The sequence below is a fragment of the Streptococcus caballi DSM 19004 genome, from assembly GCF_000379985.1.
Classification (GTDB): Bacteria; Bacillota; Bacilli; order Lactobacillales; family Streptococcaceae; genus Streptococcus; species Streptococcus caballi.
The window spans coordinates 34111-50353 of record NZ_KB904122.1; the positions used below are offsets into that span (position 1 = coordinate 34111).

16 protein-coding genes and 3 pseudogenes are annotated in these 16243 nt (G+C 38.8%); 16 read left to right on the top strand and 3 right to left on the bottom strand.

Features of this window, described 5'->3' with window-relative positions; all coding sequences use genetic code 11:
* The 9 genes and pseudogenes from A3GS_RS0110645 to A3GS_RS0110685 all read left to right on the top strand — a co-directional run bounded on the left by A3GS_RS0110645 (position 1) and on the right by A3GS_RS0110685 (position 7834).
* Positions 1-993 carry a Stealth CR1 domain-containing protein gene (locus tag A3GS_RS0110645; protein ID WP_018365378.1) on the top strand — a complete coding sequence of 331 codons (993 nt, stop codon included), beginning with the start codon at positions 1-3 and terminating at the stop codon, positions 991-993.
* 14 nt (positions 994-1007) lie between these two features.
* Positions 1008-1988, top strand: coding sequence for an acyltransferase family protein (locus tag A3GS_RS0110650; protein WP_018365379.1), 981 nt, complete (start codon positions 1008-1010; stop codon positions 1986-1988).
* 139 nt (positions 1989-2127) lie between these two features.
* Positions 2128-2946: an acyltransferase family protein gene (locus A3GS_RS11915; RefSeq protein ID WP_240430917.1), complete on the top strand. Its 819-nt coding sequence runs from the start codon at positions 2128-2130 to the stop codon at positions 2944-2946.
* Between the two features lie 127 nt (positions 2947-3073).
* The gene (locus A3GS_RS0110660; protein WP_018365380.1) at positions 3074-4180 is read left to right on the top strand and encodes a glycoside hydrolase family protein; all 1107 of its coding nucleotides are present in this window, start codon (positions 3074-3076) and stop codon (positions 4178-4180) included.
* A 114-nt stretch (positions 4181-4294) separates the two neighbouring features.
* The gene (locus A3GS_RS0110665) at positions 4295-4558 is read left to right on the top strand and encodes a hypothetical protein (protein WP_051069785.1); all 264 of its coding nucleotides are present in this window, start codon (positions 4295-4297) and stop codon (positions 4556-4558) included.
* 164 nt (positions 4559-4722) lie between these two features.
* Positions 4723-4830 (top strand): annotated as a pseudogene (locus A3GS_RS12835) (dTDP-4-dehydrorhamnose reductase); the annotation flags it as partial.
* Positions 4831-4944: 114 nt separating this feature from the next.
* Positions 4945-5916 (top strand): hypothetical protein, encoded by a 972-nt coding sequence (locus tag A3GS_RS0110675; RefSeq protein WP_018365383.1) that lies wholly within the window; start codon positions 4945-4947, stop codon positions 5914-5916.
* Positions 5917-6101: 185 nt separating this feature from the next.
* On the top strand, positions 6102-6875 hold the full coding sequence (locus A3GS_RS0110680) for a dihydroorotate dehydrogenase electron transfer subunit (RefSeq protein WP_018365384.1): 774 nt from the start codon (positions 6102-6104) through the stop codon (positions 6873-6875).
* A 14-nt stretch (positions 6876-6889) separates the two neighbouring features.
* Positions 6890-7834: a dihydroorotate dehydrogenase gene (locus tag A3GS_RS0110685; protein WP_018365385.1), complete on the top strand. Its 945-nt coding sequence runs from the start codon at positions 6890-6892 to the stop codon at positions 7832-7834.
* An 87-nt stretch (positions 7835-7921) separates the two neighbouring features.
* Here A3GS_RS0110685 and A3GS_RS0110690 read toward each other — a convergent pair whose 3' ends face one another.
* Both A3GS_RS0110690 and A3GS_RS11920 read right to left on the bottom strand, forming a co-directional pair.
* Positions 7922-8179 (bottom strand): Txe/YoeB family addiction module toxin, encoded by a 258-nt coding sequence (locus A3GS_RS0110690; protein ID WP_018365386.1) that lies wholly within the window; start codon positions 8177-8179, stop codon positions 7922-7924.
* Positions 8172-8442 (bottom strand): annotated as a pseudogene (locus A3GS_RS11920) (type II toxin-antitoxin system Phd/YefM family antitoxin). The gene A3GS_RS0110690 and the pseudogene A3GS_RS11920 overlap by 8 nt, the downstream one beginning before the upstream one ends.
* Positions 8443-8821: 379 nt before the next feature.
* Here A3GS_RS11920 and pyrF point away from each other — a divergent pair.
* From pyrF to nt5e, 7 genes and pseudogenes are all read left to right on the top strand, one after another.
* Positions 8822-9514, top strand: a complete 693-nt coding sequence (gene pyrF, locus A3GS_RS0110700; protein ID WP_018365388.1) for an orotidine-5'-phosphate decarboxylase — start codon at positions 8822-8824, stop codon at positions 9512-9514.
* A pseudogene (locus A3GS_RS11925) lies at positions 9507-9833 on the top strand (inorganic diphosphatase). Before pyrF ends, A3GS_RS11925 begins: the two are co-directional and overlap by 8 nt.
* Positions 9834-9845: 12 nt before the next feature.
* Positions 9846-10475, top strand: a complete 630-nt coding sequence (gene pyrE / locus A3GS_RS0110710; protein WP_018365391.1) for an orotate phosphoribosyltransferase — start codon at positions 9846-9848, stop codon at positions 10473-10475.
* A 40-nt stretch (positions 10476-10515) separates the two neighbouring features.
* Positions 10516-11016: a YbhB/YbcL family Raf kinase inhibitor-like protein gene (locus A3GS_RS0110715; RefSeq protein ID WP_018365392.1), complete on the top strand. Its 501-nt coding sequence runs from the start codon at positions 10516-10518 to the stop codon at positions 11014-11016.
* An 8-nt stretch (positions 11017-11024) separates the two neighbouring features.
* Positions 11025-11678: a uracil-DNA glycosylase gene (locus tag A3GS_RS0110720; RefSeq protein WP_018365393.1), complete on the top strand. Its 654-nt coding sequence runs from the start codon at positions 11025-11027 to the stop codon at positions 11676-11678.
* A 12-nt stretch (positions 11679-11690) separates the two neighbouring features.
* Positions 11691-12959, top strand: coding sequence for a dihydroorotase (locus A3GS_RS0110725; RefSeq protein ID WP_018365394.1), 1269 nt, complete (start codon positions 11691-11693; stop codon positions 12957-12959).
* Between the two features lie 136 nt (positions 12960-13095).
* A complete protein-coding gene (nt5e, locus tag A3GS_RS0110730) occupies positions 13096-15360 on the top strand; it encodes a cell surface ecto-5'-nucleotidase Nt5e (RefSeq protein WP_018365395.1) in 2265 nt (754 codons plus the stop codon).
* A 172-nt stretch (positions 15361-15532) separates the two neighbouring features.
* Here the strand turns inward: nt5e and plsY are convergent, their stop codons facing one another.
* Positions 15533-16177 (bottom strand): glycerol-3-phosphate 1-O-acyltransferase PlsY, encoded by a 645-nt coding sequence (plsY, locus tag A3GS_RS0110735; RefSeq protein ID WP_018365396.1) that lies wholly within the window; start codon positions 16175-16177, stop codon positions 15533-15535.
* Between the last annotated feature and the right edge of the window lie 66 nt (positions 16178-16243).

Below are 16243 nucleotides of genomic sequence, written 5' to 3' on the forward strand. Positions count from 1 at the left end.
ATGGAAAATGTAATAGATGTCGTAGTGACTTGGGTTGATGGAACAGATCCCGTTTGGTTAGCTGAAAAGAAAGCCTACTCACCAGATGGAACTTTTGATGAAGCTGATAATACTCAGCGCTATAGACCGTCTGATTTATTTCGTTATTGGTTTCGTGGGATTGAGAAGAATGCCCCTTGGGTTAATAAAATCTTCTTCATCACCTACGGTCATGTTCCAGAGTGGTTGAATACCGATCATCCTAAGCTTCGAGTGGTCACTCACAAAGAATTTATTCCTGAAAAGTATTTACCAACGTATAACTCAGCAGTGATTGAGTTGAATCTTCATCGTATTGAAGAATTAAGTCAACGATTTGTGTTATTTAATGATGATTTTTATTTGGTCAATCAGACTAGTCCTGAAGACTTTTTTGTTGGTGATCAAGTTAAAGATTTTGGCATCTACAAGCCAATTATTCCAAAGGAAAGTTTTAGTCATACGGAATTAAATAATACCATTGTGCTCAATAGACATTTCACTAATCATAAAAAGCGTATCCTGAGGTCAGTTAGAAAATTTTTCCGTCTAGATTATGGTATATTTAATGTTAATAATCTTTTTGCACTTTTTTATTCAGGAATCATGGGTTATAAAAGTTTTCATATAACAGTTCCTCATCTTAAATCAACTTTTAAAGAGATTTGGGAATTGGAAGGGGAGTATTTGGATAAAGTTTGTCAACATCGTTTTCGGTCTATCGAGGATATTAACCACTGGACAATGTCACATTGGAATATTGAGAGTGGTCGTTTTGTTCCACAAAAGATTAACTTTGGACATTATTTTTCAGCAGAATCTGAAGATGAAATTGTCGAAGCAATGTTGAAGAATAAATATAAAGTGATCTGTATCAATGATGAAAATAACAATTATGATTACGAAGAAAGTTCTGCGAAAGTAAGGCGGGCTTTTGAGGAAAAATTCCCAGAAAAATCAGAGTTTGAAAAATAGAAGGAGTTATACTATTGAGTAGAGCAGAGCGGAGATTTGATACGATTGATTTAGTTAAGTTACTTATGGCTATAGGTGTGGTTGGTATCCATTCAGGAGTTGTAGGTTTACAAACGCTAGGGAGACTAGGTGTCCCATTTTTCTTAATTACCAGTAGTTATTTTTTCTTTACAAAATTTGATTTTAATTCAAATGCCTATCTTAAAAAATACCTAAAAAGAATATTTCTACTCTATATCTCTTGGCAAATCCTATTTACACCACTATTAATAATGCAATTCAAAGAGGACCTACCTAGAAATTACTCTCTTATAAATATATTGAAACAACTTTTTGAATTGTTAGCATTTGGTAAGCATAATGGTTGGGGTCAATCATGGTATTTATTGGCTATATTATATGGATTACCAACTTTGATTTATTTACTCAGGCGTGTCCCCGTTGTTATTTTATCTTTATTATTTATTAGTATTGAGTTATATTTTATTTTCACTCAGGGATACTATATGTTTTTGCCGAGTAGTATACTGATATTCTCTCCATTAACCACAGTGCGAGCTCTTCCATATCTCTTTTTAGGATATTTATTAGTTACAAAGAGTAGGAATATTGAACAGGTAAGCAATCGAAAATATACATATACTATGGTAGCACTGCTCATCTTATTCATTTGTGAAAACATTTTTATTCAAAATTTTTTAGATGGTATCTCTACAGCTGAGGAAATTTTTTTAACAATGCCGACAGCTCTTGTAATATTTATTTGGTCAATAAGTTCTAGCTTGAAATTTCGGTTTGCGTTGTTTTTTAGAAATTTTTCGACGTTTTTATATGTCATTCATAAAGCAATTATTTCATTTATTATTAGAATGAATATTTTTGAACAGCAAATTCTAATCTTTCTCTTAACTATATCAGTTTCCTTTATACTTTATTATATCTTTCTTCAGTATAAAAAGAAATTTAACTGGCGATGGCTAAATTATTTAATGTAAAGAATTCAAACTTTGAAAAAAGGAGTTATAATATTGATCAGAGCAGATCGTATTAATTGGATTGATTTTGGCAAGGGGTTAACGGTTCTGATGGTAGTATTTGGACATGTCGTTTTAGGATTGTTTGAATCAAATCGTTTTGAATCAAGCGAAACAGCACTTTTGTTCATTATACAAGTTTTTTTATCTCTTCCACATCCCAGTCTTTTTTGCATTATCAGGATTTTCCTTTAAACCAATCTTGGATTTAAAATGCTATTTTAAGTATATGAAGTATAAAACTATTGCACTTGGAATTCCTTACATTTTTTATTCAATTGTGCAGTTCATATTACAGAGTATTGGAGGAAGTACGGTCAGAAATCCTGCTTCTTTTTCAGAATTGCTAGGTATTTTTCATACACCGCTTGGAGTTTCGTGGTACCTTTATGTCTTATGGTGGATCTATGCTACCTTAGGTGTTCTAACACTATGGATTAAAAATCATAATTATCTGCTAACAGTGACTATCATTGCTTATGGAGTATCAATGATAGTCACTGTTGGGATATATATTGTTCAGAAACTATTATTGTGGTCGTTCTTCTTTATTTTAGGTTACTGGTTAAGAAAATCTGAATTGACTAAGTTTTGGGAAAAGTATTGGAAACTTATTACAAGTTCAACTTTGCTGATTATTGCTATTTTTATGATACTTTGGGAATTGAGTAAACCAGATTTTTATATATCGTATGATACACCAGGTCTCTTAGGGTTGATATTTCCTATTTCTATACTTTTGGCATTTGCAAGTTATCCCATTATGAATCAAATTAGTAAATTTGGGCCATATTTCAGAAAACTTGGTAAAGATAGTATAATCATTTATCTGTTACATGTACCGATAGTAAGTGTAACAAGGATATTGCTTTTGAAACTTGGAATTGACAACATTTTTATTCATATTTGTATTGGCTGATGTATGGGGTGGTTTGGAAGTGTTTTTGTTATCTATTTGACTTCAAAAATTCCGTATAGTGATTTTGTATTTTATTCAATGAAATATTTGAAGAAATAAACTTAGTTTTTTTAGAAGGAGAACTATTTTGAGACTGTTTGGTGGGGCTTTTTATAAATCAAAAGTAGTTTTAGTAATAACTGCTATTCTTTTTTCACTTAGATTTATAATTTCTCATTTTATGACAAGTTCAGAGGTTCTTTATAGTTTTATGCCTGATGGTGATTGGACTCAAAATCATGGATTTATTTTTTATAAGGCATCATTAGGTGAACCGAACAAATTGAGTAAAATGAAATCCTATACTTCAGAAGAGATGCCAGGTAGAGACATGTCCTTATGGCAAGATAAAAGTGGCAGGATATATGGTGCTGTTACAAATTATAATTTTACTCAAGACTTTGAGACAACAATATATACTGGCTATGATGTTTATCATCTAACTCCTCATCACGTTAATCTTGGTATTCGTAAAATTGCTAAAAAGCAAGGAAGGAAAGTTCAAAAGGTATGGGCACCAGAATTTTTTGAGGATAAAAATAATCAAACTGTTTATTTACTTTCGGCTGCTAATGACAGGGGACAAACGCTTGATAAAAATAATGAAACTATTTTTCAACACAGTCTCTACATATCTCAAATGGACATGGATGATTTTATATCAAAGAAGTCTTGGAAGCTAAATTTGAAGTCTAGTAAAAACTACATTGATCCTAGTATATTTTACAGAAATGGAGTATACCATTTATTAGTCAAGGATGAATATCAAAAGAAAATTGATTATTATCAGTCTAATGACCTTAAGAGTTGGAAGTTAATCAAAGAGGATTTTCTAAGCTTTGCATTGAGAAATCCTATTGATTATACGGAAGGGCAGTTTATCTTACAATTGGATAAGACATATTATATCTATTTTGATAAATATGAGGGAAATACGAATTTCCGTAAAAATCAATATGTGATTTCAACTAAAGATTTTAAAAAATTTACTAAACCAGTTGTTGTTACAGATAAAAATATGACAATTTTAAGGCATGGTTCAGGAATACTTTATATCAAGAAACCTTATGCAATTATCATGATTTTAAATTCATGTGGGATTATTGCGTTAATTTTTTTCATATTGTTCGTGATAGATGGTATGGTAATATGGAAGAAAGCAAATAAACTGAATTTTGTAAATTCATATAATTGAACAAAATTAAAGGTAAGTGTCCAATGCCCTCTGTCATTGGGTGCTTACCTTACAACTGAAATAGTCGTTTTTATTTAGGTTCTATATTTTAATATTAAACTTTCTAAAAAGCATATCTTTTTCAGAAAGAAGTATTTTAGGTTGGTTTTATCCTGTATTTTTGATTTTTCAAAGGTGGTTCATATGGTGGATAGCAATGATACAGCTGTTATTAAAAAAAAAAAAAACAACAAACCAGAGTATGTCTTAGTTGATTACAACGCTTTAGTCAAAAACGAGCAGGCAGAGACTATTATGGCTAATCAAGCTAGTGTTGATGAGGTAGCAAGCTCCGTCTTATCACGCCACTTAGAGGCCTTTAAAGAATTAGCGAAATGAGGCAATTAACAACCTCTCAAATAGTGCAATGACATAGTCAAATGATTTTGACATCAGGAGGTACTGATGAAGAATTGTTTAACTAGGGATTGGCGGAGCAAACTCTGACTTAGGCTATGAGGGCATTTTGGATTTCATTAAGGATCACAACTGATGGATTGGCTCCCTTCAATTCAACCATGAGCTTGAAAAAGGCAAAAGCAACTGGTTTTGTCATCCCAACATGGCAAGAAGCTTTGCAAGAATTTTACAAACAAGATGTGAAAAAATAAGATGTTTTATCACAAGCGAAAGAGCAGCCTTAGCGTTGCTCTTTTCTCTTCTGTGTGATATAGTAATAGTAGTTATTTTTGTCATCAAATTGTAATGTGAGGGTGTTGAAAGAAATGAAGAGAGCAGAAGAAAATAGTCATCAATTGTTAATTCAGAAATTGCTTGTCAGCATCCATTATTTGACCCTTTTTAGAGATGAAATTATTCTGGTGGAGAAAACGCCTTCATTGTTGGGAGCATCATTTTCCCCTTTTCTTATTCAATCTGATTTAGCGGATATTGTGACAGCTATTGATGCTTTGGAAGAACAAGAAAAGTTATTAAAAGCAACTTATTGGTATGAAGAAGAGTCTTTTAAAGTGATGAATCATACTTTGGAAATTGTGGATCGGTGGATTCTAGGGATTGATCACTTGTTAGATACTTGTCTGTCAAAGTCTGTTTTTAAGGCTATTCTTGGAGATAGCAGGCCCAATGTATTTGGTATTTTGGCAGATGTTTTTTCTTCTTTACGTGTTGTTAATATGTCTCTGAAGGAAGGTGCTGATAATCCGCTAATTTTCTCTCCGTTACAATTTGTTGATCAAAAGGAAGTAGAAGCTAAAAAAGAAGAATTACTAGCTAAAATTGACGCTCTGCCCTTGCCCCCGAAAAATAAAACAAATGAAAAGCAGGAAGAAGTTCCTGAGTTTGATGACACCATAGAACTTTTGCCAGGCAATAAAGACGATGTGGTCAAAATGATTCGCCACTTTCTTTTTGATAGAGGGAATAGTCAGGTCTATGTTTTGGATGCGCAAGAGGACTTGAAAAAGGAGATTAACTTCTATAATGCTTTTGACCGCTTCTTTGGTGCGGCAGATGATATTAGCGAGTCTATTATTTTGTTGGAGCAAATACAGGCTATTGTCGAGAGAGATGCTGCTAAGGAAAATGCTGCGCAAAGTTCAGACAGCATCTATCTCATTTTGTTCGGTCAAAACCAGTTGGCCGAGGATAGTCGCATTGACAGCCTCTTGTCAGAACTAACTGCTCAAGCTGATAAAGCTGACTTACAAATCTTGTCTTATCAGGCCTATGTGTAAAGCTTGACAAGTCTATAGATTCAAGTTACAATTATAGAAATTTAAAAACCTTTAATTGAGTCCAGAGAGGCTGCAAAAGGTGACAAGAATAATAGTCAGGAGTTTTCTGCCTAATTTTCATGCGACCTTGCCTTGGGGCAAGGTTTTTTTGTAGAAAAAGCAGAGTTGCTGAGAAAGGATAGTTCATGTTATTGAAGGAAAATATGCTAGTTGTTGAGCAGACTGAAATTGCTCCAAAGATTTTTAAGCTGGTTTTACAAGGAAAACTGGTTGCTGAGATGGGGATTGGACAGTTTTTGCATATTCGAGTACCAGATCCCAGTAAATTGTTACGTCGTCCCATATCTATTTCTCAAGTAGATAAGATTAATAATCAAGCAACGATTATCTATCGTATTGAAGGGGCCGGAACGAAGCTAATGTCTCAGGTGAAATCTGGTGACTATCTGGATTGTATGGGACCTCAGGGAAATGGTTTTGATATCTCTTTTTTGAAAAAAGGTGATTCTGCTTTACTGGTAGGCGGTGGTATCGGTGTTCCTCCTTTACTTGAACTCGCCAAACAACTACAGGCTAAAGGTGTCAAGGTCAAGTCGGTGCTTGGCTTTGCGACTGAGTCAGCTGTCATTTTGGAAGAAGAGCTGCGCCAGTATGGTGAAGTGATTGTGACGACAGATGATGGCTCTTACGGTACCAAGGGTTATGTTTCGACCGTTATTGATACGTTTGAAAAAGTTGCTGACGCGGTTTATGCCTGTGGAGCACCTGGCATGCTAAAGTATGTCGATAAAAAGTTTGAAAACCATCCACATGCCTACTTATCAACGGAATCACGTATGGCTTGCGGCATGGGAGCTTGTTATGCCTGTGTCGTGCATTTGCGTGACCAAGCAGAGGCAGCCAATAAGCGTGTTTGTGAAGATGGCCCTGTTTTTGAAACAGGCACAATCATTCTATAAGGAGGAGGTTTGTCATGTCAGAAAATCGTTTAAAAGTTAGTTTGCCAGGTCTTGATTTGAAGAATCCTATCATCCCAGCATCAGGCTGCTTTGGATTTGGTCAGGAGTATGCTAAATATTATGATTTGAATAAATTGGGTTCAATCATGATCAAGGCGACAACTCAGGAAGCGCGTTTCGGCAATCCAACACCACGTGTGGCAGAAACACCCTCTGGTATGCTCAATGCCATTGGTCTGCAAAATCCTGGTGTCGATGTCGTCTTGGCTGAAAAGTTACCTTGGCTAGCGCAGCATTTTCCAGAATTACCTATCATTGCCAATGTGGCAGGCTTTTCAAATGACGAATATGCCTATGTATCTGAGAAAGTTTCACAGGCTCCTAATGTCAAGGCTATCGAGCTCAATATTTCCTGTCCCAATGTTGATCACGGTAATAACGGTCTGCTTATTGGTCAAGTGCCAGAACTGGCTTACGCAGCAGTTAAGGCAGCAGTAGGAGTTTCGGAAGTTCCTGTCTATGTCAAGTTGACACCTAGTGTGGCAGATATCACAACGGTGGCCAAGGCAGTCGAAGAAGCTGGTGCAACTGGTTTTACGATGATTAATACCTTAGTTGGTACGCGCTATGATCTAAAAACACGTCAGCCTATCATTGCCAATGGTCAAGGTGGTATGTCTGGGCCAGCCGTTTTCCCAGTAGCACTAAAACTTATTCGTCAGGTAGCGTTGGCATCTGATTTGCCGATTATCGGTATGGGAGGCGTTGACAGTGCAGAAGCTGCGCTGGAGATGATGATTGCGGGAGCGTCAGCTATTGGCGTTGGGACGGCAAACTTCACAGATCCATATACCTGTCTAAATATCATTGACCGTTTGCCAGAAGTCATGGACAAATATGGCGTGACAGACCTTGAAACTCTTCGACGTGAAGTGCGGGAGAGCCTACGAGGAAACTAGCTCAGCCATTTTCCAACAGTCAAGGTAAGTGGTAAGAGTTTTTTAGATATGTAAAAAAGCTCTTTGGGAAATGCATCTCCAAGGGCTTTAATAGTGGTCTTTACAAGAATAAATGTATAGTATTTTCTTATCAACACGATAGATCAGTCGATGCTCATCTGTAATCCGTCTGGACCATTTGCCAGATAAGTCATGTTTAAGTGGTTCAGGTTTTCCAATCCCTGAAAACGGGCTTCGATCAATTTCTTTTATGTGACGGTTAATCTTCTCAATCGTTGCTTTATTGCTTTGGTCATACCAATACATATAGTCTTTCCAAGCATCATCAGACCAAGCTTTAATCATCCTCTTTTACCTCGAGGAGTTCATGGGAAAGAAATGAACCTTCCTTAAATTGCTGATTTCCTCGTCTCATTTTATCCATCAAGTAGTTATTAGACATGATATGGAAGTTTTCTTGCATACTGTCGTAATCACGTTTTGAGAGTACGACGACTGTATCCTCAACGTTTTTTTGAAGTGACAATTAGAGCCTCAGCGTCTTCATTGACCTGCTTCATGTAGTGCTTGAGATTTTGTCTGAAATTAGAATAAGCAACAGCTTCCATGCTATTAACTCCTTTGGCTAATTTATGTACAATATCTTGTAGAAAATATGGCAGCGATTATTCAAAAAATTCTACCACCTACAAGTCAAGTCATTTTTTGACTTTGCCCTATAAAAAGGGTATAATATATACAACTAAATAACCTTTAATCGAGTCCAGAGAGGCGAGAAAGGTTCACAGATTATAAAGGGTGCTGTGTACCCAGATTTTTCGTGTAACCTTGCCCTTTGGCAAGGTTTTATTTGTGTTTAGAAAGGATAGAGTTTATTTGAACTCGGGCTGAAATCCTAGTGAAAAAGAGAAACTTCTTAGAGTCTTAAGGGCTCTGCGTCAGTTTTCTATTTTCAACTGGATTTTGATGCCCTAAGGTATCATGTTTATGCGCGAAAATCGTCCCATTGTTGCCCTCGACTTTCCTTCTTTTGAGGATGTGAAAGCTTTCCTAGCTCTTTTCCCAGCGGAGGAAAAGCTCTACGTCAAGATTGGTATGGAGCTTTATTATGCGGCTGGTCCAGAGATTGTTTCCTACGTGAAATCGCTGGGGCATTCGGTTTTTCTTGATTTGAAATTGCACGATATTCCTAATACGGTTAAGTCGGCAATGGCTGTGCTGGCTAAGCTTGGCGTAGATATGACTAATGTCCATGCGGCTGGTGGCGTTGAGATGATGAGGGCTGCGCGTGAAGGACTTGGCTCTGGACCGAAGCTGATTGCTGTGACACAATTAACATCAACATCAGAAAAACAAATGCATGATTTCCAAAACATTCAAACCAGTTTAGCGGAATCTGTTGTTCATTACGCGAAAAAAACGGCGGAAGCTGGTCTTGATGGTGTAGTCTGCTCTGCTCATGAAGTTGAAGCTATCAAAGCAGCAACGTCAGAGGACTTTGTCTGCTTAACACCGGGTATTCGTCCAGCGGGCTCTGCTACTGGCGACCAAAAACGTGTCATGACACCAGCAGACGCGCGTGCTATTGGTTCAGACTACATCGTAGTTGGTCGCCCAATTACGCAAGCTGAAGATCCAGTGGCTGCTTATCAAGCTATCAAGGCAGAATGGAATGGCTAGACAGACATTCAAGGTTATCATTGACAGACCGATTGGCTATCAGGATAAGTTTGGAAATGTTTATCCGGTCAATTACGGTTACGTTCCAGGTTTATTGGCTGGTGATGGTGAGGAATAGGATGTTTACATCATTTCTGAGAAGGTCACTCAACCTTTGAAGACTTTTGAAGGTGAGCTGGTAGCCATCATTCATCGTGCAGACGATGTAGAGGACAAGTGGATTTTGACCTCGCCAGATGAGAGACTCAGTCTTGAGACGATTCAAGAAAAAATACAGTTTTTAGAGCAATATTTTATATCAACTATTGAACTTTTATAAAGGAGAACCACAATGACATTGGCATCACAAATTGCATCAGATTTATTGGACATCAAGGCGGTCTATCTCAAGCCTGAAGATCCTTTTACATGGGCTTCTGGCATCAAATCGCCAATCTATACAGACAATCGCATCACACTTTCTTACCCAGAGACGCGTACTTTGATTGAAAATGGTTTTGTTGAAAAAATTAAAGAAGAATTTCCAGACGTGGAAGTCATTGCAGGAACAGCGACAGCAGGCATTCCGCACGGTGCTATTATTGCCGACAAGATGAATCTGCCATTCGCCTACATCCGTTCGAAACCAAAAGATCATGGTGCTGGTAACCAGATTGAAGGCCGTGTGGCTAAAGGGCAAAAAATGGTCATCATTGAAGACTTAATTTCAACTGGTGGCTCAGTACTGGATGCTGTTGCGGCAGCAGAACGTGAAGGTGCTGATGTGCTTGGTGTGGCAGCCATCTTCACCTATGAATTGCCAAAGGCAACAGAAAATTTTGAAAAAGCTGGTGTCAAATTGGTGACACTATCAAATTACTCAGAACTAATTAAGGTTGCAAAAGTTCAAGGATATATCAATGCTGATGGTTTGCAGCTTTTGAAGAAATTCAAAGAAAATCAAGAAACATGGCAAGATTAAACGGATTTTAAAGACATCAAGTGTCAATGGAGGTTGCGTCATGAGGATTAAAACAAGTTTTGAAGAAAAAATTATTCCAGACAAATACAGTAAAAAGGCTGAAACACAGGTTTTAGGCAATGCTGTCATCTCATTTCCTTTTGAGATTGTGCATGCACCAGACGAGACCAAAAGTTTTGCTTGGACCTTGGTAGATTATGACTCCATTCCTGTTTGTGGCTTTGCTTATATTCATTGGGTGGTGGCAAATGTACCAGCTGATAAGATTAGCATTGAAGAAGATTTCGCGCGTTTAAATCATCAGCATGTTAAAGGAAAGAATTCTTTAACTAGCAAGTTTTTGACGGCGGATTATTCTTCTATTGATGATGGTTATATGGGGCCATATCCGCCAGATAAGGATCATTTTTACACATTGACGGTTTATGCTTTGGACAAGGAATTGGATTTGACTGATGGCTTTTACATGAATGACCTCTTGCATCAATTAGAAGGTCATGTGTTGGCGACAGCTAAACTTGATTTGATTGGAAAATGTTAGGAGAGGATATGCAGCATTCGACTTGGCATGATTTGATTAAGCAGGAATTGCCTGAAGGCTACTATGCCCGAATCAATCATTTCATGGATGAGGTTTATAGCCAAGAGAACGTTTATCCACCAAGGAATAAGGTTTTTAATGCTATTCAGACAACGCCGCTTGAATCGGTTAAGGTGGTTATTATTGGACAAGACCCTTACCATGGACCAAAACAAGCACAGGGTCTGTCTTTCTCAGTTCCTGATGATATCCCCGCTCCGCCATCCCTCCAAAATATCCTTAAAGAATTGGCAGATGATATTGGCCAGCGTTCTCATCATGACCTGACGACTTGGGCGCAGCAAGGGGTTCTTCTCCTCAACGCCTGCCTGACAGTCCCTGCTGGGAATGCTAATGGTCATGCTGGCTTGATTTGGGAACCTTTTACCGATGCAATCATCAAAGTCGTTAACCAACAGAATCACCCTGTCACCTTTATTCTCTGGGGCGGTTATGCTAGGAAGAAGAAGACGTTGATTAGTAATCCTATTCACCACGTGATTGAGTCTGCTCACCCCAGTCCTCTGTCTGCTTACCGTGGTTTCTTTGGCTCAAAGCCTTTTTCAAGGGCAAATCATTATTTGGCAGAGGATGGACTTACGCCGATTGACTGGCTAAACTAAGAAGGAGTTTCTATGTTACTGATTAAAAATGGTCGTGTGCTCGACCCTAAATCGCAATTCGATAAAGTTTGTGACGTCCTTGTGGATGGTAAAAAGGTTGTGAAAATAGCAGAGCAGATCGAGATGGATGCTGCAGATGTCATTGATGCGACGGGTCTGGTTGTGGCGCCAGGTTTGATTGACATTCACGTCCATTTTCGTGAACCAGGTCAAACTCATAAGGAAGACATTCATACAGGTGCCTTGGCTGCGGCGGCAGGTGGATTTACCACAGTTGTCATGATGGCTAACACTAACCCAACCATTTCTGATGTCGAAACTCTCAAAGAAGTCCTTGCTAGTGCCGACAAAGAAAATATTCATATCTACACCAACGCAACCGTGACTAAAAACTTTGATGGTCAGCATTTGACTGATTTTAAAGCACTTTTGGCAGCTGGTGCGGTATCTTTTTCAGATGACGGCATTCCGCTGCAAAGCTCTAAAGTGGTTAAGGAAGCTCTGGACTTAGCTAAAGCCAATGATACTTTTATCGCTTTGCATGAAGAGGATCCTGAACTCAATGGAATTCTCGGTTTCAATGAAGGCATCGCTCGTGATAAATTTCATTTTTGTGGTGCAACAGGTGTCGCAGAATACAGTATGATAGCGCGGGATGTTATGATTGCCTATGACCGTCAAGCACACCTGCATATTCAGCATCTGTCTAAGGCCGAGTCTGTCAAGGTTGTTGAATTTGCTCAGTCTTTGGGTGCACCTGTAACTGCCGAAGCAGCACCGCAGCATTTTTCAAAAACAGAAGACTTACTACTGATAAAAGGTGCCAATGCTAAGATGAACCCGCCTTTGCGAACAGAAAAAGATCGCTTGGCTGTTATCGAAGGTCTCAAATCGGGTGTTATCTCAGTCATTGCAACAGACCACGCCCCTCACCACGCTAATGAGAAGAATGTTGCTGACATCACAAAGGCACCATCTGGCATGACAGGACTTGAGACTTCGCTGTCTCTAGGGCTTACTAATTTAGTAGCCACTGGCGACTTAACACTGTCTGAACTTTTGACAAAGATGACCGTCAATCCAGCAGGCATGTATGATTTTGATGCGGGATATTTGGCTGAAAATGGCCCAGCTGACATCGTGATTTTTGCTGACAAGGAAGAGCGTCTTGTATCAGAACATTTTGCCTCTAAAGCATCCAACTCTCCATTCATCGGAGAAAAATTGCAAGGTGTGGTTAAATACACTATCTGCGATGGTCAGGTTGTTTATCAAGCATAAAGAAAACGAACTCTTTTGATGATTCAAGTTATCAAAAGAGTTTTTTGTGCGGGAAAATGATAACTTTTTTTAAAAATACATTCAAATCGTTCGTTTAAATGGTATAATAGAAAAATAAATCTATTTGGAGGATTTTATGAGAAAGAAATCAATGATTATCCCTGCTTTGCTATTGTCAACAGCCATTTTGACAAATCAAGCCTATGCAGAGGAAGCGACGAATCAAGCGTCAGAAGCTAGCACGCCTTCTACAGCTGTGCAAGCGCAACAGCCTCAGTCTGAAGTGGCAGCAATTCAGACGACACAAACAGGACAAGATAATACTGGTACTGCAGCACCTCAAACCTCTACGGAGACAGTAAGTGCTGAGACTAATGTGACAGAGCAAACAACACTGGCTACAACGCTACCAGCTGAAAAATCAGTGGCTGAAACTCTAGTCAGTGCACCAGTTACTGATCAGGAAACAGCTACGCAGCCTGAAGATGAAGTGACAATTCTTCACACCAACGATATGCACGGTCGTTTTGCAGAAGAAGCTAAGAATGGTGTCATTGGTATGTCTAAATTAGCTGGTGTTGCTGAGGAATCTCGTCAAAAAGAAGAAACTCTAGTATTAGATTCTGGTGACGCAACACAAGGGCTTCCAATTACCAACAATAGTAAAGGTGAAGATGCTGTAGCTCTTATGAACGCTGCTGGTTATGACGCCATGACTTTGGGAAATCATGAGTTTGACTTTGGACTTGATCAATTGAAGACATTGAGTAAAAAAATGACCTTCCCAGTTGTGAGTGCTAATGTTTATGTTGACGGTGCACGTTTGTTCCAAGCTTCTACAATTATTGATAAAAATAAATCAGTTGATGGCGATGAGTTTGTTGTTATCGGTGTTACCACTCCAGAAACAGCTACAAAGACACACCCTAAGAACGTTGTTGGTGTAACTTTCACTGATCCGATTACAGAAGTAAACAATGTCATTGCTCAGACAGAGGCACAAGCTCGAGCAGAAGGAAAGGCCTACAATAACTACATTATTTTAGCTCACTTGGGTGTGGACACAACCACTAAAGAAGAATGGCGTGGGGACACGCTGGCAAAAGCTTTATCGGAGAATAAAGAGTTAGCTGGCAAGAAGGTCATTGTCTTGGATGGTCACTCTCACACAGCTAAGACTGAAACTTTTGGCAATGTCACCTACAACCAAACTGGTAGTTACCTAAATAACGTCGGTATCATTAAGCTGAATTCAAAAGAAGTTTTAAGTAACGCTTTGCTTTCAGCAGCTGATGCCAAAAACGTAACTCCTGAAACCAATGTTAAGTCAATGGTTGAAGCTATTCAAGCTAAATATAAAGCCGACAGTGCTAAAGTTGTTATTCCAAATAGCCCTGTTGAGCTGAGTGGACAACGGGAAAATGTTCGTGTCCGTGAAACTAACCTTGGTAATGTCGTTGCAGATGCTCTGCTTGATTATGGTCAAACAGGTTTCAGCCACAAATCAAACTTGGCTGTAACCAATGGTGGTGGCCTTCGTGAAACAATCGCTAAAGACAAACCAGTGACAAAGGGGGATATTATCGCTGTCCTTCCATTTGGTAATAACGTTGCCCAAATTGCTGTTACTGGTCAACAGATCAAGGATATGTTCAAAAAATCACTGGGTTCTATCCTTCAAGCAGATGAAAACGGTAATCCTGTCTTAGACGAAAACGACAATCCTCTCTTGGAACCAAGCGGTGGTTTCCTGCAAATTGCCGGTGCTAAAGTGTACTATGATACGAAGTTAGAGCCAGAAAAACGTATTTTATCTGTTGAGATCTTTGATCCAGAAACCAACACTTATAAACCCTTGAATGCTACAGAAAATTATTATCTGGTAACCAATGATTTCTTGGCTGCAGGTGGTGATGGCTATGATATGCTTGGTGGCCCACGCGAAGAAGGCCCATCAATGGATACCGTTTTTGCAGATTATCTTCAAACTGCCAATCTTTCACAATATGCTGTCATCAATCCAAATTCACGCAGTATCTCAGTTGATTCGGCATTGGATACAGACAAGGATGGCTTCGCTGACTACTTAGAATTAATCGTAGGCACTGATACTAAGGACGCCAAAGATTACCCAGGTGCTCAAGCAGTTCAACCAAAACAAGCTGAGGAGCCAGCTGCTTCAAGTGCCATTCAACCAAAAGCTTCAGCCTTCAAATCAGCACAAAACGAAGTGATTTCCGTTGCTGTTAACTACAAGGCAGCAGCTAAACCAGAAGCAACAGCACATCAAACTAGCCTACCAACGACAGGCGACCAAGAATCAATAGTGATGGTTCTCTTGGGCTTGTCCCTTACTAGCCTTTGTTCTTATGCTCTACGCCGCAGAAGTTACGGAAAATAAACTGGCCACCTAATTTATCTTTTAAGTCTGTTTCCCTAGGACTGCATGGTAAGCATAGAAATGTTAAATAAGAAGCAGGCTAAGTCTAATAATCAGACTTAGCCTGCTTTTTCTAATGTGTAGAGGTAATTCTACTGAGACAATTTCTGGACTAATGGAAAAAAAGAAGAAATCAATTTTTCTTCTTTTTCTGTTGACTTAGATTCAAGCCCCAGGGGACTAGGTTCTCCTCTTTATTTTTGATGCGCAGCATGTTGTCCTTATGGCGGATGATGATGAGACTGGCAATGATAATAATGATAACTGTAAAGAGTGGGTCATAGCCATCTAGGATAAGATGAAAGGTTGGAAAAATTAGGGCGCTAAGAATAGCCGCCACTGACACCGCTACGCTGGATAGGGAAATCATACTGAAAAGATAAAGGCTGATGACAAAGATAACTGCCAGATAGAGGAGAAAGGTCGGCGCAAATCCCAAGAGCACTCCAGCACTGGTTGCCACGGCCTTGCCTCCTTTGAAGCCTGCAAAAATAGGAAAGGTATGACCGAGGATAGCTATCAATCCAAAGACGATAGGCGAAACAGTCGTCACCCCACAAAGGATCGGCAGTAGCACCGCAATGGTTCCCTTGAGCATGTCAATGATAAAGGTTATGATACCAGCCTTGGCACCTAGAATCCGAAATGTGTTAGTCGTGCCGGTATTTCCGCTACCATGTTCGCGTAAGTTGATATGGTAAATGTACTTTCCAATCCAAAGGCCTGTTGGGATAGACCCCAGCAAATAGGCGACAATCAATAAAACTAGAATTTTCATGTTCTCATTATACCATAATCAAGTTGTCAGGAAAAAATCTTTTCAGCTTTCTTAAAGAATTATTTT